We start from the raw sequence: 21,741 nt of genomic DNA, 5'->3' as shown, positions 1-21,741 counted from the left end.
CCCAACCCACAACCCGCGACCCCCAACGCGCAACCTGCAACCCCCAACCCACGAGGTTCCCACGAGGTTCCCATGACGTTCCCCACCCTTCGCATGCGCCGCTTGCGCAAGAACGAGACCCTGCGCCGCATGGTGCGGGAGACGGCGCTCTCGCCTTCGGACTTCATCTACCCGCTCTTCGTCCGGGAGGGCACGGGCATCCGCAATCCCATCGGGAGCATGCCGGGGCAGTTCCAGCTCTCGGTGGACGAGGCGGTACGGGAGGCCCGGGCCGCCTGGGGGCTGGGGGTGCCCTCGGTGATCCTGTTTGGCATTCCCGACCACAAGGACGCCGTGGGGTCGGGCGCCTGGGCCGACGACGGGATCGTGCAGCGGGCGGTGCGCGCGCTCAAGGACGCCCTGCCCGAGCTCTGCGTCATGACCGATGTGTGCCTGTGCGAGTACACCGACCACGGCCACTGCGGGGTCATCGAGGGGGGCGACGTGGCCAACGACCCCACCCTGGAGCTCCTGGCCCGGGAAGCGGTCTCCCACGCCCGGGCGGGGGCCGACCTGGTCGCCCCCTCCGACATGATGGACGGCCGGGTGGGGGCACTGCGGGCCGCGCTCGATGCCGAGGGCTTCGGACAGATCCCCATCATGGCCTACGCGGCCAAGTTTGCGAGCACCTTTTACGGGCCCTTCCGGGACGCCGCCGAGTCGCCGCCCCAGTTCGGCGACCGGCGCTCCTACCAGATGGACCCCGCCAACGGCGACGAGGCCATCCGAGAGGTGGAGCTCGACGTGGCGGAGGGGGCCGACATCGTGATGGTGAAACCCGCGCTCCCGTACCTGGACGTCATCCGCCGGGTCAAGGACACGTTTGCCATGCCCACCGCCGCCTACAACGTGAGCGGGGAGTACGCCATGGTGAAGGCCATGGAGCGCTTGGGCTGGGGTGACGGCAAGGGGCTCATGATGGAGAGCCTGCTCTCCATCAAACGGGCGGGTGCGGACATGATCCTCACCTACTTCGCCCCCGAGGCCGCCAGGGTCCTGCAGGGGTGACCCGGGTCCCCGATTAGAATCGGGATCGCTATCGCTATCGGTATCGGTATCGATCCAGAACCCAAACGGATCCCGATCCCGATCCCGATACGGATCGAACCAAACCCCGGCGGCCCGCCGCCGCCCGCGGAGGAGGAACCCAATGAAGAGCAGACGTGGTCCCGCCCGAGGGCTCCTCTCGGCCGTCCTCCTTCTAGGCTGCCTGCTCGCCCCGGCAGCGGCGCGGGCGGAGATTTCGGTGGTCCGCCACGCCTTCGCCCGGGGGATCGAGGCGCGTGAGCCCGTGGGGGAAGCCCAGGTCTTTCCGGCCGACGTGGGAACGCTGGCCTTTTTTACCCAGGTGGCGGGGGTCCAGGGGGCCTCCGAGGTGCGCCACGTCTGGATCTACGACGGCCGCGAGGTGGCTTCGATTCCCCTGGCGGTGCAGGGTCCCACGTGGCGGACCTGGAGCACCAAGACCGTCCTGCCGGAGCACCGGGGGGACTGGACGGTGGAGGTGCGCGACGCGGCCGGGGCTCTGCTCCTCACGGCCGTCTGCCGAGTGGAGTGAGCCCGTGGGGGGGTACTACCTGATCGACGGCACCAACCTCCTCTACCGCGCCTACCACGCCCTTCAAGGGTTTCGCACCGCGGGGGGGCTCCCCACCCACGTGGTCTTCGGCTTCCTCTCCATGGTCTTTCGGGTATTGCGCGAGCAGGCGCCCGAGGGGTTCGCCGTGGTCTTCGACCCCCCTGGGCCCACGGCGCGCCACGCCCTGTTCCCCGAGTACAAGGCCAATCGCGAGGCGACCCCGGACGACCTGCTGATCCAGATCCCCTACGTCCACAGGGCCCTGGCCGCCCTGGGCATACCGGTGCTCACCGTGCCGGGAGTGGAGGCCGACGACGTGCTCGGCACCCTGGCCCGCCGCCTGGCCGATGCCGGGAAGGAGGTGACGCTGGTCACGGGGGACAAGGACTTCTGCCAGCTCGTGGGGCCCCGCATCCGGCTGCTGGATACCATGCGCGACAAGGTGACCGGTCCCGGGGAGGTGGCGGAGAAGTTTGGGGTGGGTCCCGACCGGGTGGTGGACGTGCTGGCCCTCACGGGGGACGCGGTGGACAACATCCCGGGTGTACCCGGCATCGGGCCCAAGACCGCCGCGAAGCTCCTCGAGGAGTACGGAAGCCTCGAGGAGATCGTGGCACGGGCGTCGGAAATCCGGGGCAAGCGAGGCGAGGCCCTGCGGGAGCACGGGCAGCGCGCCCTCGAGAACCGGCCCCTGGTGACCATCGACACCGCGGTGCCCCTGGAGGTCCAACCGGAGGGTCTGCGCCCCGGGTCCCAGGACCGCCCGCGTCTCGCGGCGCTCCTGCGGGAACTGGAGTTCCACCGCTTCCTGCGCGACCTGGGCCTGGAGGGGGAAAGTTCCCCTGGAGAGGTGGCTGCGGAGCAGCCCCCTCGGCCGCCCCCAGAGGGGAACGCGGTGGGACCGACGCCGGCGACCGGAGGGCCGGGGCACGGGCGACCCGTTGCCTGGGTCGCGGTGGTCCCGGGTGGGGCGGGCGAGCCCTGGGGGCTGGCCTGGGGAGCCGAGAAGGCGGCCGTGCCGGCCCCGGGCCCCGGGGGGCTGCCGGAGCCCTGGGGGAGACTGGTCGCCGATCCGGCCGTGCCGGTAGTGGGCCACGGGCTCCAGGCGGCCTGTGTCGCGCTTGGGCGGGCGGGGGAGGCGCTCGAGGGGATCCGGCTCGACACGGAGGTGGCGGCGTACCTGCTCTCTCCCGGCCGGCGGGCCTACCCCCTGGAAGACCTGGCCCGGGAGCGGGGCCTGGCTGGGGAAGGGGCGGGTCCGTCCCCCGAACCCGCCGAGCGGACCCCGGGCAGGGCGGCCACGGTCCTTGCGCTGGCTGTGCGGCTGGAGGCGGAGCTTGCCGAGGCGGGGCTCCTAGCGCTCTATCGGGAGATCGAAAATCCCCTGATCCCCGTGCTGGCGGGCATGGAGACCCGCGGTGTACGGGTGGACTCGAGGGCGTTGGCGCAGCTCAGTAGAGAGTACGCCGGGCGGCTCGCCGAGCTGGAGCGCAAGCTCTTCGCCCTGGCCGGCGAGGAGTTCAACCCCCAGAGCCCCCGCCAGCTCGGGGAGATCCTCTTCGAGAAGCTCAAGCTCCCGGTGGGCAAGAAGACCGCCACGGGCTACTCCACCGACGCCTCGGTCCTGGAGGAGCTCGCCCTGGACCACCCCCTGCCCCGGGTGGTGCTGGAGCACCGCAGCCTCTCGAAGCTCAAGAACTCCTTCATCGACGTGCTGCCCGGTCTCGTCGATCCGGCCACGGGCCGCATCCATGCCCGGTTCCACCAGACGGTGGCCGCCACCGGGCGCCTGAGCTCGAGCACCCCCAATCTCCAGAACATCCCCGTACGGGGCGAAGAGGGGCGCCGCATCAGGGAGGCCTTCGTGGCGGCGGAGGGTTGCCGGCTCCTCTCGGCCGATTACTCCCAGGTGGAGCTTCGCATCTTGGCCCACCTGAGCGGCGATCCGGCCCTGGTCGAGGTCTTCCGGGCAGGCCGCGACGTCCACGCGGAGACCGCGAGCCGGATCTTCAGCGTGCCGCTCGCGGCGGTGGACGCCCGGATGCGCCGGGAAGCCAAGACCGTGAACTTCGGCATCCTCTACGGCATGAGCCCGTTTGGCCTGGCCCGTCAGCTCGGCATTACCCGGGAGGCCGCCCGGAAGATGATCCAGGCCTACTTCCGACAGTTCCCGTCCGTGCAGGCGTTTCTCGCGGAGCTCGTGGAGGGGGCACGGTCCCGGGGGTACGCCGAGACGCTCTTCGGCCGGCGCCGCCCCATCCCCGAGCTCACGTCCCGAAACCGCGCGCAGCGGGAGTTCGGGGAGCGGATGGCGATCAATACCCCCCTCCAGGGGACCGCGGCGGACCTGATCAAGACGGCCATGGTGGGGGCGAGCCGGGCACTGGGGCAGGCGGGCCTCGATGCCCGCTTGATCTTGCAGGTGCACGACGAGCTCGTCTTCGAGGTGGCGGCCCCCCAGGTGGATGCCGTCCGCACCCGGGTGGTGGAGGCCATGGAGGGGGCGCGATCGCTGCGGGTGCCGCTGGTGGTGGAGGCAGGCGCCGGGCGCAACTGGTACGAGGCGCACTGATGGGTGAGCGAGCGGCCTGCGCGGCGTGTGGCGAGAGCGTCGAGACCTATGACGTGGACCTGGAGAGCGGCACCCGGGAGGTTCGCTGCGTCCAGTGCGGGATGCCCCTGGCCAAGTCCGCGGGCCGGGAGGGACTGGTGCGGTTTCGCCGGGTCCTGGTGGCCGACGACTCCGCGTTCTTTCTCAAGGCACTGGAAGAGACCCTGCGCTCCCGGCGCTTGGCGGGCGAGGTCGTTGCCGCCCGGGACGGTGCCGAGGCGGTGGAGAAGGCCACCGCCGCCCTGTGCGAGAAGCGCCCCGTCTCCTTGGCGATCTTGGACCTCCTCATGCCCCGTCTCAACGGTCTGCACGCCGCCGTGGCCCTGCGGGCCGTGGAGAGGGGCTTCGGGGCTGCGCCCGCTGGAGTGCTCTTCCTGTCGGGCCGGCGCCTCGATCCCACGTTGCGCCCCCTGCTCGACGAGCTGGCCCCGGCGTTCTACCTGAACAAGGGCACCGACGGCGCGGCGCTGCACCGCAGGCTGGAAGAGGTGCTCGTCGCCATCTCTTCCTCACCCCGAGTCCGCAGGGTGTGAGGGCGGGTACGGGATTCTGGGCGGCCAGGTCGCGTTGACCGCTTTTGCGCGGGCTCCGTATAATCGCGCCGTCCCGCCCCCTGTGTGCCCGTTCGGGAGCCCATGTCCAAGAGAGCCAAGGCGTTTCGCGAGCTTCGGGCCCTGTACCGGGTGAGCCAGGCCGTGTCCGCGTCCCTGGACCTGCGCCAGGTGGTGGAAGCCACGCTCTCGATCCTGGCGGAGGAGCTGGGCATGCAGCGGGGGACCCTGGCGCTGGTGGACCCGGAGAGCGGTGAGCTGGCCATCGAGGCGGCCCACGGCTTGACCCAGGCGGAGAAGCAGCGGGGGCGATACCGGGTGGGAGAAGGCGTCATGGGGCGGGTGCTCGAGACCGGCGAACCCCTGCTGGTCCCGAGCATCGGCGCCGAGCCCCTCTTTCTCGACCGCACCGGGGCCCGGGCGGACCTCGATCGCTCCCGGGTGGCCTTTCTGTGCGTGCCGGTCAAGGTCGGCAACCGCACAGTGGGGGTGTTGAGCGCAGACCGCCTCTCGGCCGGAGAGGCGGATCTGGAAGAAGACCTGCGGCTCCTGTCCATCGTTGCGGGAGTGGTGGCCCAGGCGGTGCGGGTCCAGCAGATGGTGCGCCGGGAGAAGGCGGAGCTCGCCGACGAGAACCGGCGCCTGCGCCGGGCCCTGGACGGGGCCTACCGCCTGGACAACATGGTGGGCACGAGCCCGCTCATGCTTGCGGTGTACGAGCAGGTGCACCTGGTGGCCAAGAGCCGTGCCACCGTGCTGCTCACGGGGGAGAGCGGCACGGGCAAGGAGCTCGTGGCCAAGGCCATCCACTTCAACTCCGATCGGGCCCAGAAGCCCTTCGTGCGGCTCTCGTGCGCGAGCCTTCCTGCGACGCTCCTGGAGAGCGAGCTCTTCGGGCACGAGCGGGGCGCGTTTACCGGGGCGGTGGCGCGCAAGACCGGGCGCTTCGAGCTCGCCGACGGGGGTACGATCTTCCTCGACGAGATAGGAGAGATCCCGCTGGAGCTCCAGGTAAAGCTCCTTCGGGTGCTCCAGGAGCGGGAGCTCGAGCGGCTGGGGGGCCACGAGACCCGGCGCATCGACGTGCGGGTGATCGCCGCTACCAACCGGGACCTGGCGCGGGAGGTGCGGGAGGGCCGCTTTCGCGAGGACCTCTACTACCGCCTCAACGTGGTCCCCATCCACCTGCCCCCCCTCCGGGAACGCCGGGAGGACGTGCCGCTCCTGGCCCACCACTTCCTCCAACGGTTTTCCGAGGAGAACCAGAAATCCTTTGAGGGGTTCACTCCCGAGGCCGCCGAGCTCCTGGTGCGGTATGACTGGCCCGGAAACGTGCGGGAGCTGGAGAACGCGGTGGAGCGGGCGGTGGTGCTGGCCCGGGGACCCGCGATCGACGCTCGAGATCTGCCGCTCTTCTTCGCCGAGGGGTCCTCGGCTGCGGCGCAAGCGCCCGCGGCATCGGGAGATCTGGAATCGGCGGTGGCGCGGCTCGCGGGGGAGCTCTTCGAGGCGCCCCCGCCCGAGGGCGTCTACCGCGCCGTGGTGGAGCGGGTGGAGCGGGTGCTCCTGGGGCAGGCCCTGGCCCGGGCCCAGGGGGTCCGGCTCCAGGCCGCGCGGCTCCTGGGGATCAACCGAAACACCCTCTACGCCAAACTCGGGAGGCCCGAAGAGCCGTGAGCGATACCAACTCCCCTGTGGCGTTTCGCCTGGTCCACGCCGACGCCCGCACCCGGGCGCGCGCCGGGGTCCTCTCGACCCTTCGCGGCGAGGTGGAGACGCCGATCTTCATGCCCGTGGGCACCCAGGCCGCCCTGAAGACCGTCCACCCCGAGCTCGTGGGCCAGGCGGGCGCCCGCATCGTGCTTGCCAACACTTACCACCTCTTCCTCCAGCCGGGCACGGCCGTGGTGAAGCGCTGCGGCGGTCTTCACGGCTTCATGGGGTGGTCCGGCCCGATCCTCACGGATTCCGGGGGGTTCCAGGTCTTCAGCCTCCCGGGGCGCGTGATTTCCGAAGAGGGGGTGCGCTTCGCCTTCGAGAAGGGCGGCAGCCCCACCTTTCTCGGTCCGGAGGAGGCCACCCGGGCCCAGAACGACCTGGGCGCCGACATCGTCATGGCCTTCGACGAGTGCATTCCCTACCCCGCCGAGCACGCCTACGCCGCCCAGTCGGTGGAGCGCACCCTGCGCTGGGCCCGCCGCTGCGTGGCGGCCCATGCCCGGCCCGGCGAGCAGGCCCTCTTCGGGATCGTGCAGGGCTCGGTGTTTCCCGACCTGCGCGAGCGCTGCGCCCGTGCCCTGGCGGAGCTCGACCTGCCCGGCTACGCCGTGGGGGGTGTGAGCGTGGGAGAAGGCCACGAGCTCATGAAGCGGGCGGTGGAGTGCTCCGAGCCGTTTCTGCCGCCGCAGAAGCCGCGGTATCTGATGGGAGTGGGGCGGCCGGAGGACATCCTGGAGGCCATCGAGCGCGGCATGGACCTCTTCGACTGCATCATCCCCACCAAGCTCGCCCGTGGGGGAACCCTCTTCACGAGCACGGGCAAGCTGCGCATCCACCGCAAGGAGTACCGCAAGGACCGCTACCCCATCGATACCGCCTGCGCGTGCCCCACCTGCGCCCGGTTCTCCCGGGCCTACCTCCATCACCTCTTCACGGTGGACGAGCCCCTGGGCAAGACCCTGGCCTCGGTGCACAACATCCACTTCTACGTGAGCCTCACGGCCCGGGCCCGGGAGGCGATCCTCCAGGACCGGTTCGGGGAGTTCAAGCGGGAGTTCTACGGGTCGTATTTCGGGGATTCGGAGGGCCCGGATTCCTCCCGGAGCGGTCGGGGGGTTCCCGGCGGCCGCAAGGTGGCGAAGGGACGGGCACATTTTGAAAACATGAGTGATGACGAGTAGTTATGCCATGATGAAAGTCTGTGCACTCCACGGCCGGGCCGCGCCGGCGCTGGGGAGGACGGGGGTATCCACAGGGCCGTCCACAGGCTATCCACAGGGGGTGTGGAGGGCGCTCCGCCCGCGCCGCGAACGGTCTTCGTCCACGCCGCAAGTCCGATTCCCTTCGTGTCCCGGTGTCTTGGTGGTGAGCTCTCGAGGTTGGTTTCCTTGACAGGCCGGCGGCCCGGCGGCATATGCTCCGGCGGCTGCCGACAAAAGGAGGAGACGCGTTGTTCGAGATCCTGGAGAACCAGACCCTCGCCCCCACGGTCTACCGGCTCGTGCTGCGGGCGCCCGAGGTCGCCCGGAAGCACAGGGCGGGCAACTTCGTCATGCTGCGCATCCACGAGAAGGGGGAACGCATCCCCCTCACCGTGGCCGACAAGGATCCCGAGGCGGGCACCCTCACCCTGGTCTTCCAGGCGGTGGGGAAGACCACCACCGAGCTCGGCGAGCTGCCGGTGGGCAGCCGCCTCCTGGACCTGGCCGGGCCCCTGGGGCGCCCCACCCACATCGAGAAGTTTCCGGGGGTGACGGTGTGCGTCGGGGGCGGCATCGGCGTGGCGCCCGTCCACCCCATCGCCCGCGCCCTGCGAGACGCCGGCAACCGGGTTGTCTCGATCATCGGGGCGCGCACCCAGGAGCTCCTCATCCTGGAGGACGAGATGCGCCGGGCGAGCGACGAGCTCCTGGTGGCCACCGACGACGGCTCCTACGGCCACCACGGTTTCGTCACCGACGTGCTGCGCCAGGTGATCGAGCGCGAGGGAAAGGACAGGGTCTCCCTCGTCATGGCCATCGGTCCTGTCCCCATGATGCGGGCCTGCTGCAAGGTGACCCGGGAGTACGCAGTGCCGACCGAGGTGAGCCTGAACCCCATCATGGTGGACGCCACCGGCATGTGCGGGGCGTGCCGTGTGAGCGTGGGTGGCGAGACCAAGTTCGCCTGCGTGGACGGCCCCGAGTTCGACGGCCACCAGGTGGACTTCGACGAGCTGACCCAGCGCCTGCGCATCTACCTGGACGACGAGAAGCGGGCCATGCAGGTCTTCCACGAAGGCCACGCCCACCGCTGTTCCTGACCCCAGGCCCCCATCCCGGAGGTTCATCCCGATGGCCAAGAAGGAGCGCATCCCCCGGGTTTCCATGCCCGAGCAAGAGCCCCAGGTCCGCGCCCGCAACTTCGACGAAGTGCCCCTGGGCTATACCCCTGAGATGGCCATCCGGGAAGCGTCTCGGTGCCTCCAGTGCAAGAAGCCCGCGTGCCGCCAGGGGTGTCCGGTCCAAGTCTTCATCCCCGACTTCATCGCCCAGATCGGCGAGGGCAACTTCCGGCGGGCCGCAGAGGTCCTCAAGGAAAAGAACAGTCTTCCGGCGGTGTGCGGCCGGGTCTGCCCGCAGGAGAGCCAGTGCGAGATCTACTGCGTGGTGGGCAAGAAGGACCAGCCCGTGGCCATCGGGCGCCTGGAGCGCTTTGCCGCGGACTGGGAGCGCACCCAGGGCGACCCGGCGCTCCCGGAGCTCGCGCCCCGCACCGGCAAGAAGGTCGCGGTGATCGGCTCCGGGCCCGCGGGACTCACGGTGGCGGGGGACCTCATCCGCAAGGGCCACGAGGTCACCGTCTTCGAGGCGCTCCACAAGCCCGGGGGGGTGCTCGTCTACGGCATCCCCGAGTTCCGTCTCCCCAAGGCCATCGTCCAGGCAGAGGTGGACTTCCTCACCCGGCTCGGGGTGAAGATCGAGGTGAACGCGGTGATCGGCAAGACCCGCACCGTGCAGGAGCTCTTCGAAGAGGACGGCTTCGACGCGGTCTTCGTGGGCTCGGGGGCGGGCCTGCCGCGCTTCATGGGGATCCCCGGGGAGAACTTGAACGGCGTGTACTCGGCCAACGAGTACCTGACCCGCTCCAACCTCATGAAGGCCTACCTCTTTCCCGAGTACGACACCCCCATCCTCCGGGGCCGGCGCGTGGCGGTGCTGGGGGGCGGCAACGTGGCCATGGACGCGGCGCGCACCGCGCTTCGCCTCGGGGCCGAGGCCTCGATCATCGTGTACCGCCGGGGGCGCGACGAGATGCCGGCCCGGGCCGAGGAGATCCACCACGCCGAGGAGGAGGGGGTCGACCTCCAGCTCCTCACCAACCCGGTGCGCATCCTTCCCGGGGAGGGCGGCTGGGTGCGGGGGATGGAGTGCCTGCGCATGGAGCTCGGGGAGCCCGACGAGTCGGGCCGGCGCAAGCCCCGGGAGATGAAGGGCTCGGAGTTCGTCCTCGAGGTGGATACGGTGGTCGTGGCCATCGGCAACTCCCCCAATCCCCTCATCCCCAGCACCACGCCCCAGATCCAGGTGAGCAAGTGGGGCACGGTCATCGTGGACGAGGCCACCGGCGCCACCACCATGCCCGGCGTCTATGCGGGGGGCGACGTCGTGACCGGCGCCGCCACGGTCATCCTCGCCATGGGCGCCGGCCGCACCGCCGCCGACGCCATCCACGCCTACCTCATGGGGGAGTAGCCGGGACTTCGCGCGCAGGCCGGGGCTCCCCCCGCCCTGTATGCCAGAGATCGAGATCGAAATCGAAATCGAAGACGGACACTACCCCGTTCTCGGTCCCGATTCCCGCGGGGGGCGAGCCACGGCACTCCCGTCAGGGGCGGGGTGCGGTTGTGCGGCACCCGACGGCGCCGCCCCGAATTGCAACGGTCTTTGCGTGCGTGCTACAAACGGCCGTCCCAGAGCCTCCACTCCTCTCGGGGGAACCGGCATGTGCGGCATCGCGGGCATCTATCATCGCAACGGGGCTCCGGTGGCCCCGGATGTGCTCGTGCGCATGACCCGGACCCTGGTCCACCGGGGACCCGACGAGGAAGGGTATTTCGTCAACGGGCCCTCGGAGGGCTGGGCAGCGGCGCTGGGGGAGAAGGCCGGGGCCGAGGGCCCGCCGCCCCTGCGGGGGGGGCTCGCCAAGGGCGCCGGCAACGTGGGCCTGGGGCACCGGCGGCTCTCCATCATCGACCTCTCCACCGGGCAACAGCCCCTGGCAAATGAGGACGGCACGGTCTGGGTCTCCTTCAACGGGGAGATCTACAATTTCCAGGAGCTGCACCGGGAGCTCCAAGTCCTGGGGCACCGGTTCCGTACCCACTCGGACACGGAGGTCATCGTCCACGCCTGGGAGGAGTGGGGCGCCGAGGCGGTGAAGCGGTTCCGCGGGATGTTCGCCTTCGCCCTCTGGGACGAGCGCCGCCAGGTGCTCTGGCTCGCCCGGGACCGGGTGGGGAAGAAGCCCCTGTACTACCTGGCCGACGCCGACCGGTTCGTCTTCGGGTCGGAGCTCAAGGCCGTCCTCGGAGCGCCCGGGGTGCCCCGAGACCTGGATCTCACGGCGCTTTCGGACTACCTCTCCCTGCTCTACGTTCCCTCCCCCAAGTCCATCTTTCGCGCAGTCCGCAAGCTCCCCGCGGCCCACTCGGCCCTGGTGACCCGAGACGGCGTGGCCGTGGCGCCCTACTGGGACCTCACCTTCGAGCCTCGGGAAGACCGCTCCGAGGAGGAGGTGATCGAGGAGCTCCTGGGCGTCCTCGAAGAGGCCACGCGGCTGCGGATGATCAGCGAGGTGCCGCTCGGGGCGTTCCTCTCCGGGGGGGTTGACTCTTCGGCGGTCGTGGCCCTCATGGCCCGGGCCTCCCCCGGCAGGCCGGTGCTCACCAACTCGATCTCGTTCAGCGTGGCGGCCTACGACGAGGCGGCGCACGCCCGCCGGGTGGCCGAGCTCTACCGGACCGACCACCACGAATTCCACGTGACCCCCGACGCGGTGCCGGTCATCGAGGAGCTGGCCTGGCACTACGACGAGCCCTTCGCCGACTCCTCGGCGGTGCCCACCTACTACGTCTCCAAGGTCGCCCGGGAGAACGTCACCGTGTCCCTCTCGGGGGACGGGGGCGACGAGAACTTCGCGGGGTACCGCCGCTACTACATGGACGCCCGGGAGACCCTGGTGCGCAACGCCGTGCCCTCCCCCCTGCGCCGGCCGATCTTCGGCCTGATCGGGCGGCTCTACCCCAAGGCCGACTACCTTCCCCGGGTCTTCCGGGGCAAGGCGTTCCTCTCCAACGTGGCCCGGGAGCCCGCGGACGCCTACTTCCACTCGGTGAGCGCCTTCAAGGACGGGGACAAGGGCGAGGTCCTGAGCCGCGACGCGGTCCGCGCCCTGGGCGGGTATCGCACGGGGGACCTCTTCCGCGAGATCTACGCCCGGGCGCCGGCCCCGGACCACCTCTCCAGGATCCAGTATCTCGACATCAAGACCTACCTCACCGAGGACATCCTCACCAAGGTCGACCGGGCCAGCATGGCGGTCTCCCTGGAGGTGCGCTGCCCCGTGCTCGACCACGTCTTCATGGAGTGTGCCGCCCGCATTCCGGCCCGCCTGAAGCTCGTGGGCCTGGAGGGAAAGCACATCTTCAAGAAGGCCCTCAAGCGCTACCTGCCCGACGACATCCTGTATCGCAAGAAGATGGGCTTCGGGGTGCCGATCCTGGAGTGGCTCCGGGGAGATCTCAGGGAGTACGGCCGAGACCTCGTGTTGGAGGGCGGCGCCACCCGGGACTACCTGGACCGCACCTACCTGGAACGGCTCTGGAGCGAGCACCAGAGCGGGCTGCGCAACCGCGCCACGGAGCTCTGGGTCGTGATGATGCTCAACCTGTGGCACCGGCGGTTCGTCCAGGCTCCGGGGGGGTAGGGGGGTACCCCGTGCCGGCACCGGTCCGCGTCGCCCACGTCCTCTACTCCTTCGGCACCGGAGGCCTCGAGAAGGGCATCGCCACGGTGGTGCGCGGCGCTTCGCCGGGGTTCGCGCACACGGTGGTGTGCCTGACCGGGTCCGGCGCGTCGGAGCGCCTGCTGCCGCCGGCGACTCCGGTGGTGGCGCTCGGGAAGCCGCCAGGCAACTCGCCGGCCTTTCTCTGGCGCCTGAGCCGGGTGCTGCGCCGGCTCGCCCCCGACGTGGTCCACACCCGCAACTGGAGCGGGATCGACGGCGTCCTTGCGGCGCGCCTGGCGGGCCTCCAAGACGTGGTCCACGGCGAGCACGGCTGGGGCATGGACGACCCGGAGGGCTCGAGCCCCCGGAGGCTCCGGGTGCGCCGTTTCGTGCAGCGCTGGGTGCGGGAGTACACCTGCGTTTCCCAGGCCATGGTGGGCTGGCTGCGCCGGGAGGTGGGCGTGCGCCGGCCCATTACCCAGATCTACAACGGCATCGACGCCCTGCGATACCGGCCGGGGCCCGAAGGGCAGGCCTTGCGCGAGACCCTGGGGATTGCCCCGAACTCCTTCGTCCTTGGGGTGGTGGGCCGGCTCGACCCCATCAAGGACCATGCCACCTTGTTTCGCGCCTTCTCCCGGCTGCATGCGGCCGACGTCGGCGCGCGCCTCCTCGTGTTGGGCGACGGGCCCGAGCGCTCGCGCCTGGAGTCGGAGGCGGGGGAGGGGGTGCTCTTCCTGGGGGACCGCCGGGAGGTGCCCGAGCTCCTGCGTGTCCTGGACGTGTTCGTGCTGCCCTCCCGCAACGAGGGGATCTCCAACACCATCCTCGAGGCGATGGCCGCGGGGCTGCCGGTGGTGGCGACCCGGGTGGGGGGAAACCCGGAGCTCGTGCAGGACGGGCTCACGGGAGCCCTGGTGCCGCCGGGAGACGCACTCGCCCTGGCCGCCGCCCTGGAGCACTACCGAGCCCAGCCCGAAGCGGCCCGAACCCACGGCGAGGCGGGAAGGGCACGGGTTCTCGAGCGCTTCGCGGTGGACCGCATGGTGGCGTCCTACGAGGCGGTCTGGGCACGGGTGGCGGCACGGTGCAGGCGACGGGACGGAGGCTGACGGGGCCCCTCGTCGCCGAGCCGCGGGAAGGACCCACCGGTCCTTTTCCACCCATTGACAGTTGATGGACGCGTGTTCTATTTGCAGCCAGGCAGGAGATGCCCCGCGGGAAGACCGAACACCTGGAGCCGAGGATCTCCCATGAGCGCGATCGACGTGGAGGAGCTGCTGCAGCCGGTGCCCGGGGCCGACCCCTGCGGGGAGAACCTGGAATACGACCCTGCCTTCGGCGAGTTGGAACGCGCCGCCCAAGGCAAACCCGAGCAGCAGTATGGCGACACGGTCATTCCCGCCGAGGCGCCGGATTGGAGCGCCGTGAAGAAGCAGGCGGCGGCTCTCCTGGGCTGGAGCAAGGACCTGCGAGCGGCAGTGTACCTCGCCCGGGCCCTGGCGCGTACCGACGGCCTGGCGGGCCTTGCCGACGGCCTGGACCTAGTGAAAGGGCTCGTGGAACGGTACTGGGAAGGGCTGCACCCCCGGCTCGACCCGGAGGACGACAACGATCCGACCCTGCGCGTGAACTGTATCGCGTCGCTGCGGGATCCCGAGGCGACCCTGCGCGCGGTGCGCGAGGCGCCCCTGGTCGCCTCCCCCGCCCTGGGCCGGTACAGCCTGCGCGACGTGCAGGCGGCCACCGGCCTCCTGGCGCTTCCGCCGGGGGCGGGAGCACCCCCGGACCCCGGCGTCGTGGAGGCCGCCTTCCGGGGGTGCGAGCTCGGGGCGCTCCAGGAGACGGCACGGGTACTCGGACGCTGCCTGGAGGGCGTGACCGGCATCGAGACCCTGGTGACCGAGCAGGTGGGAGCGGCGCAGGCGCCGGACCTGGAGGAGCTTCGGGAACTCCTGCGAAGCGGGGCCAAGGTGGTGGACGAGGCGCTGGGCAAACGCGGGGTTTCCGGGGGTGCGGCAGCCGACGGGGGATCTGCCGTCCAGGGGGCTCCTGCCGGGGCAGCGGCGCGGCCTGCCGTCGCCCCTGCCGCTCCTGGCCAGATCGCGACCCGCGAGGACGTGGTGCGGGCGCTCGACGGGGTCTGCGAGTACTTCGCCCGCCACGAGCCCTCGAGCCCTGTGCCGCTCCTGCTCCGCAGGGCCCAGCGGCTGGTCTCCAAGAGCTTCCTGGAGATCGTTCGGGATCTCGCCCCCGACGGCGTCGCACAGGTGGAGACGATCCGCGGCCCCGAGGAGGGGGGTTGACAGGAAACGCACTTGAAGTAAGCAGGTGACACGAAGTGGGCAGGCGCGGCACGCACGCCGGAGGAGGTGAGACTTGGCCAAGATGAGCAGCCAGAAGTTCATTGCCCGCAACCGGGCGCCCCGGGTCCAGATCGAGTACGACGTGGAGCTCTACGGGGCCGAGAAGAAGATCCAGCTTCCCTTCGTCATGGGGGTGCTGGCCGACCTCTCGGGCAAGCCCGCCGAGCCCCTCGCCCCCGTGGCTGACCGCAAGATGCTCTCGATCGACGTGGACAACTTCGACGAGCGCCTCAAGGCCATGAAGCCCCGGGTGGCGTTCCAGGTGCCCAACACCCTCACGGGGGAGGGCAACCTCAACGTGGACATCACTTTCGAGAGCATGGACGACTTCTCCCCCGCGGCCGTGGCCCGCAAGGTCGATGCCTTGAACCAGCTCCTCCAGGCCCGCACCCAGCTCTCGAACCTCATGACGTACATGGACGGGAAGACCGGTGCCGAGGAGCTCATCGCGAAGGTTCTCCAGGACCCGGCGCTCCTCCAGGCGCTGGCGTCGGCGCCCAAGCCCCAGACCGACGCACCTGCGAAAGAGGAGGGCTGAGCCATGGCGGAGGAGAAGACCCAGGCCCAGGCGGGAGCCCAGCCTGCCGCTGCGGTTGCCGAGGTGAGCGAGTTTGCGTCCCTGCTCCAGAAGGAGTTCAAGCCCAAGTCCGACCAGGCCCGGGAAGCGGTGGAAACTGCGGTGCGCACCCTGGCGGCCCAGGCCCTGGCCCAGACCCGGCTCGTCTCCGAGGATGCCCTGACGACGATCTCGGCGATCATCGCCGAGATCGACCGCAAGCTCACCGAGCAGGTCAACCGCATCCTCCACCACGAGGACTTCCAGCAGCTCGAGGGTGCGTGGCGGGGACTCCACTACCTGGTCAACAACACCGAGACCGACGAGATGCTCAAGATCCGCGTCCTGAACATCTCGAAAAAGGAGCTCGGAAAGACGCTCAAGAAGTACAAGGGCACGGCCTGGGACCAGAGCCCGCTGTTCAAGAAGCTCTACGAGGAGGAGTACGGTCAGTTCGGGGGCGAGCCCTTCGGCTGCCTCGTGGGCGACTACACCTTCGACCACAGCCCGCCCGACGTGGAGCTCCTGGGACAGATCGCCCAGGTCTCGGCGGCATCCCACGCGCCCTTCCTTACGGCGGCGGCGCCCACGGTGATGCAGATGGACTCCTGGCAGGAGCTCGCCAACCCGCGGGACCTCACCAAGATCTTCCAAACGCCCGAGTACGCGGCGTGGCGTTCCCTGCGGGAGTCGGAGGACGCCCGCTACATCGGCCTGGCCATGCCGCGCTTCCTGGCGCGGCTGCCCTACGGCGCCCGCACCAGCCCCGTGGAGGAGTTCGACTTCGAGGAGGACGTGGAGGGCGCCCGCCACGACAAGTACACCTGGGCCAACGCGGCCTACGCCATGGCCGTGAACATCAACCGCGCCTTCAAGCTCTATGGCTGGTGCTCCCGCATCCGGGGCGTGGAGTCGGGGGGGGCGGTGGAGGGCCTGCCCACCCACACCTTCCCCACCGACGACGGGGGGGTCGACATGAAGTGCCCCACCGAGATCGCCATCAGCGACCGGCGGGAGGCCGAGCTCGCCAAGAACGGCTTCATGCCCCTGGTGCACAAGAAGAACACCGACTTCGCCGCGTTCATCGGCGCCCAGTCCCTCCAGAAGCCCGCGGAGTACAGCGACCCCGACGCCACGGCCAACGCCAACCTGGCGGCGCGCTTCCCCTATCTCTTCGCGAGCTGCCGGTTTGCCCACTACTTGAAGTGCATCGTGCGGGACAAGATCGGGTCGTTCAAGGAGCGCGAGGAGATGCAGCGCTGGCTCCAGGACTGGATCCTCCAGTACGTGGACGGGGACCCCGCCCACTCCAGCGAGGAGACCAAGGCCATGAAGCCCCTGGCGTCCGCCGAGGTGGTGGTGGAGGAGGTGGAGGGCAACCCCGGCTACTACACCTCCAAGTTCTACCTGCGGCCCCATTACCAGCTCGAAGGGCTCACGGTGTCGCTGCGGCTCGTCTCGAAGCTGCCCTCGGCCAAGGGGGGCGGATAGGGGGTGAATGGGGCGCCGGGGCCCCGGGGCGCACCCCGGCAGAAACGGCAAGTGCGGTTCTGGAGCGCGAGCAGTCGCGGAAAGGAGAAGGGCCATGGCGATGGACATGTTCATCAAGATCGGCGACATCAAGGGTGAGTCCCAGGACTCCAAGCACAAGGACGAGATCGACGTGCTCGCCTGGAGCTGGGGCATGTCCCAGTCGGGCACGTTTCACGGAGGGGGGGGCGGGGGCGCCGGCAAGGTGAGTGTGCAGGACCTGTCCTTTACCAAATGGGTAGACAAGGCCTCTCCGGTGCTCTTCCTCATGTGCTGCAACGGCAAGCAGTACCCGGAGGCGCTCCTAACCGTGCGCAAGGCGGGGGAGAAGCCCCTGGAGTACCTGAAGATCAAGATGGAGAAGGTGATGGTCACCTCCGTCTCCACGGGCGGGAGCGGCGGGGAGGACCGACTGACCGAGAACGTGACGCTCAACTTTGCCAAGTTCTCCTGCGACTACGTCCCCCAGAAGCCCGACGGCTCCGGGGACGCGGCCGTGAAGATGGGCTGGGACATCGCGAAAAACGAGAAGGTGTGAGAGCAGCCGGGTCGCTCCGCCCCAGGGGGCGGCCCGGCGCCCTCGAGCAGGAGAGAGCGCCCCATGCTTGCGGAGCAGCACCTCAAGGAGGGAAACCCCGGAGAAGCCCTGGCTGCGCTCCAGCGGGCGGTGCGGGGCGACCCCGGCAACGCCAGGCTTCGCATCTTCCTCTTCCAGTTGCTCGCCGTCCTGGGGCAGTGGGACCGGGCGCTGAACCAGCTCACGGTGGCGGGAGAGCTCGACGCCGGCGCTCTGGCCATGGTGCAGACCTATCGGGAGGCGCTTCGCTGCGAGGCGCTGCGCGCCCAGGTGTTTGGGGGCCACCGCTCCCCGCTCCTCTTCGGGGAGCCGGAGCCCTGGCTCGCGCTCCTGGTCGAAGCCGTGCGCGTGGGGGCGCAGGGGAAGCACGCTCAGGCCCAGGCGCTGCGGGACGAGGCCTTCGACGGGGCGCCGGCCACCTCCGGCGAGGCGGACGGCACCCGGTTTGCCTGGATCGCCGACGCGGATCCGCGCCTGGGGCCGGTCCTCGAGGCCATCGTCAACGGGCGCTACTACTGGGTTCCCTTCCACCGGATCGCCGAGCTCCGCATCGAGGAGCCCGCCGACCTGCGCGACGTGGTGTGGACGCCCGCGGCCTTCCGGTGGGTCAACGGGGGCGAGAGCGTGGGGCTGATCCCCACCCGCTACCCCGGGTCGGAGGCGAGCGAAGACCCCCGGATCGTGCTGGCGCGCCGCACCGAGTGGGCCCAGGAGGATGGCCAGTTCGCGGGGCTCGGGCAGCGGATGCTCGCCACCGACGGCGGGGAGCATCCGCTCATGGCGCTGCGCTCGGTCGTGCTGGATGCGCCGGAGAGTGCCGCCTGATGGCGGAGACCGGCCGCCGGCAGGAGCGCCTGCAACCTTCCCTCCTGGACCGCCTCACCGACGACGAGCCCCAGAAGCAGGTGGAGGCCCGGGAGCGGCGCGTGCTCTCCATCGGGAAGCTCCGGGAAGGGGTCAAGCGCGACCTCTCCTGGCTGCTCAACTGCGGCAATCTGGAAGCGGCACAGGACCTCTCGGCCTTCCCCCTGGCGGCCCGCTCCGTGCTCAACTACGGCGTGCCGGATCTCGCCGGCCGCACCGCGGCGAGCGCCGATCTGAGGGAGGTGGAGCGGGCGCTCCGGCAGGCCATCTGGGACTTCGAGCCGCGCATCCTGCGAAACTCCCTCTCGGTGCGGGCAGTGGAGAGCGCGGACGACGCCTCCCACAACGTCATCGCCTTCGAGATCGAGGGTGAGCTCTGGGCCGAGCCGGTGCCCCTGCACCTGCTCCTGCGCACCGAGTTCGACCTGGAGGCGGGGAGCGCCCGGGTCACCGAGTCCCGGGGGAGCGGCGGCTGATGGACCCCCGTTTGCTGCGCTACTACAACCGGGAGCTCCAGTTCGTCCGGGAGATGGGCGGGGAGTTCGCCAAGGAGTTCCCGAAGGTCGCCGCCCGGCTCGGCCTGGAAGGCCTGGAGTGCAGCGACCCCTACGTGGAACGTCTCCTGGAGGGGTTCGCCTTTCTCACCGCCCGGGTGCAGCTCAAGCTCGACGCGGAGTTTCCCCGGTTCACCCGGCACCTCCTGGAGCTCGTCTATCCCCACTATCTGGCCCCCACGCCCTCCATGGCGGTGGTGGAGCTCCAGCCCGACCCCACCGAGGGAAGCCTCCAGGAGGGCTTCGTGGTGCCCCGGGGCAGCGCGCTGCGCACCCCGCTCGCCAAGGGCGAGCAGACCCCGTGCGAGTACCGCACAGCCCACGACGTGACCCTCTGGCCCCTGGAGCTCGCCGAGGCCGCCTACGTGACCGGGGGTGGGGGCGCCTTCGGGGCGGGGGCCGTCCCGGGGGTTCGGGCGGGTCTTCGGCTGCGCCTGCGCACCACGGGGGGGGGCTCCTTCGACAAGCTGCGCCTGGATCGCCTCGCGCTGTACCTGCGGGGAACGAGCGAGCTGCCCTTGCAGCTCTACGAGCGCGTCGCGGCCAACGGCGTCGGGGTGCTGGTTCAGCCGGGGGGCCGGTCCCCCGCTTGGCGGGAGGTGGTGCCCCGCTCCCGGATCCGGTGCCTCGGCTTCGAGGATGCCGAGGCGCTCCTGCCCTGGGGTCCCCGGTCGTTCCAGGGTTATCGGCTGCTCCAGGAGTACTTCGCGTTCCCCGAGCGCTTCCGGTTCATCGAGGTCGGCGGGCTCGGAGAGGCGGTGCGCCGCTGTCGGGAGGACCTTCTGGAGGTCACGGTGCTCCTCGACCGCAGCGATCCCTTTCTGGAGAGCGCGGTGGACCGCACCCAGTTTGCCCTCTTCTGCACCCCGGCCGTAAACCTGTTTCCCAAGCAGGCCGACCGGATCCACCTGGGGGAGCGCGACCACGAGTACCACGTGCTGCCCGACCGGACCCGCCCCCTGGACTTCGAGGTGTACCAGGTCACCGGTGCGGTGGGCTACGGCACCGGCGCCGACCAGAAGCAGGAGTTCCTCCCCTTCTACGGCGCCCGGGACGCGGCCGGGGTCGGAGAACACCGGGCCTACTTCACCCAGCGCCGGGAGCCCCGTCTTCTCTCGGCCAAGCAGCGCCGGTACGGCGCCCGTTCTCCCTACACGGGGAGCGAGGTCTTCCTGTCCCTGGTGGACGCCGACGAGGCGCCCTACCGCTCGGAGCTGCGCCAGCTCGGGGTGGGCACCTGGTGCACCAACCGGGATCTGCCCCTGCAAGTGGCCGTGGGCCAGGGGCGCACCGACTTCACCCTGCAGACGAGCGCCCCCGTGCGCGCCGTGCGCTGCTTGGCGGGGCCCACCAAGCCCCGGCCTTCCCACGCGGATGGGGAGACGGCGTGGCGCCTCATCAGCCACCTCTCGCTCAACTATCTGTCCCTCACCGACAGCGGTGAAAAGGAAGGAGCGGGGGCGCTGCGGGAGCTCCTGGCCCTGTACAGCCCGGGGGAGGCCGGTGTCCGAAAGCAGATCGAGGGCGTGCGCTCGGTCTCCTGCGCACCCATCCACCGGAGGATTCCCCGGCCGGGCCCCGTGAGCTTCGGGCGGGGGCTCGAGGTCACCGTCACCCTGGACGAGGCCGCCTTCGGGGGCAGCGGGGCCTTCCTGCTGGGGGCCGTCCTGGAGCGCTTCTTCGCCCGCTACGTGGCGATCAACTCGTTTACCGAGACCGTGCTTCGCACCTTGGATCGCGGCGAGGTCTTCCGATGGCCGGTGAAGCTGGGCCAGAGGCCCGCGCTGTAGCGTTTCTGCGGGCACTGGAGGAGGAACCCTACCGTTTCGGCTTCTTCTCGGCGCTACGCCGCCTGGAGTGCGCCCACGAGGACCGTCCCCGGCTGGGCCAGTCGGCCCGGGCGAGCGCCGACCCGGTGCGCCTGGGGCAGGAGCCGAGCTTGGCCTTTGCGCCCGCCGCCCTGGCTTCCTTCCGTTCGGGGCCGTCCGACGGGCCGGCCCGCCTGGAGGTCTTCTTCCTGGGGCTCTTCGGGCCCAACGGGCCGCTGCCGCTCCACCTCACCGAGTACGCCCGAAACCGGCTGCGCCAGAACGACGACCCCACCTTCGCCCGGTTCGCCGATCTCTTCCACCACCGCCTCCTGTCCGTCTTCTACCGCGCCTGGGCCAATGCCCAACCCACCGTGGAGTTCGACCGGCCCGAGGCCGACCGCTTCGCCCTCTACGTCGGGTCCCTGTGCGGCCTGGGGATGCCCTCCTTGCGGCACCGGGATGCCCTGCCCGATCTCGCCAAGCTCCATTACGCCGGGCAGTTCGCGTGCCACACCCGGCACGCGGATGGGCTGCGGGCGCTCGTCTCCGGGTATTTCGGGATGCCCGTGGCCATCGAGCCGTTCGTCGGCCAGTGGATCGAGCTCCCCGAGAGCTCCCGCTGCCGTCTGGGGGAGTCGCCCGACACGGGCACCCTGGGCGCCACCGCCATCGCCGGGGCCCGGGTGTGGGACTACCAGCAGAAGTTCCGGATCGTCCTGGGGCCGCTGACCCTGGCCGACTACCAGCGGATGCTCCCGGGGGGCGAGAGCCTGCGGCGCCTGAGCGCCCTGATCCGGGGCTACATCGGCGACGAACTCGCCTGGGACGTGAAGGTCGCCCTGAAGAAGGAAGACGTGCCCCCCCTGCGCTTGGGCGAGGGGGCCCAGCTGGGCTGGACCACCTGGTGTACCACCGCGCCCCTTCAAGAGGACCCGGCGGAGCTCTACCTGGATCCGCTCGGGGCGGGGCCGTAACCCGCGCACCTTCCGCACCCGC

At 70.4% G+C, this 21,741-nt stretch carries 18 protein-coding genes; all 18 read left to right on the top strand.

Annotated features, from left to right (window positions below; genetic code table 11):
* The first annotated feature begins 72 nt into the window (after positions 1 to 72).
* The 18 genes from hemB to tssG all read left to right on the top strand — a co-directional run bounded on the left by hemB (position 73) and on the right by tssG (position 21,719).
* Entirely contained in the window at positions 73 to 1,047 is a 975-nt protein-coding gene (gene hemB / locus AB1578_00980) for a porphobilinogen synthase (GenBank protein MEW6486475.1), read from the top strand.
* A 142-nt stretch (positions 1,048 to 1,189) separates the two neighbouring features.
* Positions 1,190 to 1,597, top strand: a complete 408-nt coding sequence (locus tag AB1578_00975; GenBank protein MEW6486474.1) for a DUF2914 domain-containing protein — start codon at positions 1,190 to 1,192, stop codon at positions 1,595 to 1,597.
* Between the two features lie 4 nt (positions 1,598 to 1,601).
* On the top strand, positions 1,602 to 4,190 hold the full coding sequence (gene polA / locus AB1578_00970) for a DNA polymerase I (GenBank protein MEW6486473.1): 2,589 nt from the start codon (positions 1,602 to 1,604) through the stop codon (positions 4,188 to 4,190).
* A complete protein-coding gene (locus AB1578_00965) occupies positions 4,190 to 4,762 on the top strand; it encodes a response regulator (GenBank protein ID MEW6486472.1) in 573 nt (190 codons plus the stop codon). Before polA ends, AB1578_00965 begins: the two co-directional genes overlap by 1 nt.
* A gap of 102 nt (positions 4,763 to 4,864) precedes the next feature.
* Complete coding sequence (nifA, locus tag AB1578_00960) at positions 4,865 to 6,457, top strand: nif-specific transcriptional activator NifA (protein ID MEW6486471.1); 1,593 nt, start codon at positions 4,865 to 4,867, stop codon at positions 6,455 to 6,457.
* Between the two features lie 17 nt (positions 6,458 to 6,474).
* Complete coding sequence (tgt, locus tag AB1578_00955) at positions 6,475 to 7,680, top strand: tRNA guanosine(34) transglycosylase Tgt (GenBank protein MEW6486470.1); 1,206 nt, start codon at positions 6,475 to 6,477, stop codon at positions 7,678 to 7,680.
* Positions 7,681 to 7,949: 269 nt separating this feature from the next.
* Entirely contained in the window at positions 7,950 to 8,801 is an 852-nt protein-coding gene (locus AB1578_00950; protein MEW6486469.1) for a sulfide/dihydroorotate dehydrogenase-like FAD/NAD-binding protein, read from the top strand.
* Positions 8,802 to 8,832: 31 nt separating this feature from the next.
* Positions 8,833 to 10,233: an NADPH-dependent glutamate synthase gene (gene gltA / locus AB1578_00945; GenBank protein ID MEW6486468.1), complete on the top strand. Its 1,401-nt coding sequence runs from the start codon at positions 8,833 to 8,835 to the stop codon at positions 10,231 to 10,233.
* A gap of 250 nt (positions 10,234 to 10,483) precedes the next feature.
* Complete coding sequence (gene asnB, locus AB1578_00940; GenBank protein ID MEW6486467.1) at positions 10,484 to 12,466, top strand: asparagine synthase (glutamine-hydrolyzing); 1,983 nt, start codon at positions 10,484 to 10,486, stop codon at positions 12,464 to 12,466.
* Between the two features lie 11 nt (positions 12,467 to 12,477).
* Positions 12,478 to 13,599 carry a glycosyltransferase gene (locus tag AB1578_00935; protein ID MEW6486466.1) on the top strand — a complete coding sequence of 374 codons (1,122 nt, stop codon included), beginning with the start codon at positions 12,478 to 12,480 and terminating at the stop codon, positions 13,597 to 13,599.
* Positions 13,600 to 13,740: 141 nt separating this feature from the next.
* Positions 13,741 to 14,793: a type VI secretion system protein TssA gene (gene tssA / locus AB1578_00930; GenBank protein MEW6486465.1), complete on the top strand. Its 1,053-nt coding sequence runs from the start codon at positions 13,741 to 13,743 to the stop codon at positions 14,791 to 14,793.
* Positions 14,794 to 14,866: 73 nt separating this feature from the next.
* Positions 14,867 to 15,391 carry a type VI secretion system contractile sheath small subunit gene (gene tssB / locus AB1578_00925; GenBank protein MEW6486464.1) on the top strand — a complete coding sequence of 175 codons (525 nt, stop codon included), beginning with the start codon at positions 14,867 to 14,869 and terminating at the stop codon, positions 15,389 to 15,391.
* A gap of 3 nt (positions 15,392 to 15,394) precedes the next feature.
* Positions 15,395 to 16,900, top strand: coding sequence for a type VI secretion system contractile sheath large subunit (gene tssC / locus AB1578_00920; protein ID MEW6486463.1), 1,506 nt, complete (start codon positions 15,395 to 15,397; stop codon positions 16,898 to 16,900).
* A gap of 94 nt (positions 16,901 to 16,994) precedes the next feature.
* Positions 16,995 to 17,477: a type VI secretion system tube protein Hcp gene (locus AB1578_00915; GenBank protein MEW6486462.1), complete on the top strand. Its 483-nt coding sequence runs from the start codon at positions 16,995 to 16,997 to the stop codon at positions 17,475 to 17,477.
* A 63-nt stretch (positions 17,478 to 17,540) separates the two neighbouring features.
* The gene (locus tag AB1578_00910; GenBank protein MEW6486461.1) at positions 17,541 to 18,341 is read left to right on the top strand and encodes a type VI secretion system accessory protein TagJ; all 801 of its coding nucleotides are present in this window, start codon (positions 17,541 to 17,543) and stop codon (positions 18,339 to 18,341) included.
* On the top strand, positions 18,341 to 18,856 hold the full coding sequence (gene tssE, locus AB1578_00905; protein ID MEW6486460.1) for a type VI secretion system baseplate subunit TssE: 516 nt from the start codon (positions 18,341 to 18,343) through the stop codon (positions 18,854 to 18,856). The genes AB1578_00910 and tssE overlap by 1 nt, the downstream gene beginning before the upstream one ends.
* Positions 18,856 to 20,724: a type VI secretion system baseplate subunit TssF gene (gene tssF, locus AB1578_00900; GenBank protein ID MEW6486459.1), complete on the top strand. Its 1,869-nt coding sequence runs from the start codon at positions 18,856 to 18,858 to the stop codon at positions 20,722 to 20,724. Before tssE ends, tssF begins: the two co-directional genes overlap by 1 nt.
* Entirely contained in the window at positions 20,688 to 21,719 is a 1,032-nt protein-coding gene (gene tssG / locus AB1578_00895) for a type VI secretion system baseplate subunit TssG (protein MEW6486458.1), read from the top strand. The genes tssF and tssG overlap by 37 nt, the downstream gene beginning before the upstream one ends.
* Positions 21,720 to 21,741: the final 22 nt, after the last annotated feature.

It is taken from the genome of Thermodesulfobacteriota bacterium (assembly GCA_040756475.1).
GTDB lineage: Bacteria > Desulfobacterota > Deferrisomatia > Deferrisomatales > JACRMM01 > JBFLZB01.
This window is presented reverse-complemented; position numbering and strand designations above follow the sequence as displayed.

Coding starts and splice junctions, on each gene's coding strand:
- tssC (MEW6486463.1), top strand. CDS start 15,395: ATGGCGGAGGAGAAGACCCAGGCCCAGGCGGGAGCCCAGCCTGCCGCT.
- AB1578_00915 (MEW6486462.1), top strand. CDS start 16,995: ATGGCGATGGACATGTTCATCAAGATCGGCGACATCAAGGGTGAGTCC.
- AB1578_00975 (MEW6486474.1), top strand. CDS start 1,190: ATGAAGAGCAGACGTGGTCCCGCCCGAGGGCTCCTCTCGGCCGTCCTC.
- AB1578_00910 (MEW6486461.1), top strand. CDS start 17,541: ATGCTTGCGGAGCAGCACCTCAAGGAGGGAAACCCCGGAGAAGCCCTG.
- tssF (MEW6486459.1), top strand. CDS start 18,856: ATGGACCCCCGTTTGCTGCGCTACTACAACCGGGAGCTCCAGTTCGTC.
- nifA (MEW6486471.1), top strand. CDS start 4,865: ATGTCCAAGAGAGCCAAGGCGTTTCGCGAGCTTCGGGCCCTGTACCGG.
- tssA (MEW6486465.1), top strand. CDS start 13,741: ATGAGCGCGATCGACGTGGAGGAGCTGCTGCAGCCGGTGCCCGGGGCC.
- tssE (MEW6486460.1), top strand. CDS start 18,341: ATGGCGGAGACCGGCCGCCGGCAGGAGCGCCTGCAACCTTCCCTCCTG.
- AB1578_00965 (MEW6486472.1), top strand. CDS start 4,190: ATGGGTGAGCGAGCGGCCTGCGCGGCGTGTGGCGAGAGCGTCGAGACC.
- hemB (MEW6486475.1), top strand. CDS start 73: ATGACGTTCCCCACCCTTCGCATGCGCCGCTTGCGCAAGAACGAGACC.
- tssG (MEW6486458.1), top strand. CDS start 20,688: ATGGCCGGTGAAGCTGGGCCAGAGGCCCGCGCTGTAGCGTTTCTGCGG.
- gltA (MEW6486468.1), top strand. CDS start 8,833: ATGGCCAAGAAGGAGCGCATCCCCCGGGTTTCCATGCCCGAGCAAGAG.
- asnB (MEW6486467.1), top strand. CDS start 10,484: ATGTGCGGCATCGCGGGCATCTATCATCGCAACGGGGCTCCGGTGGCC.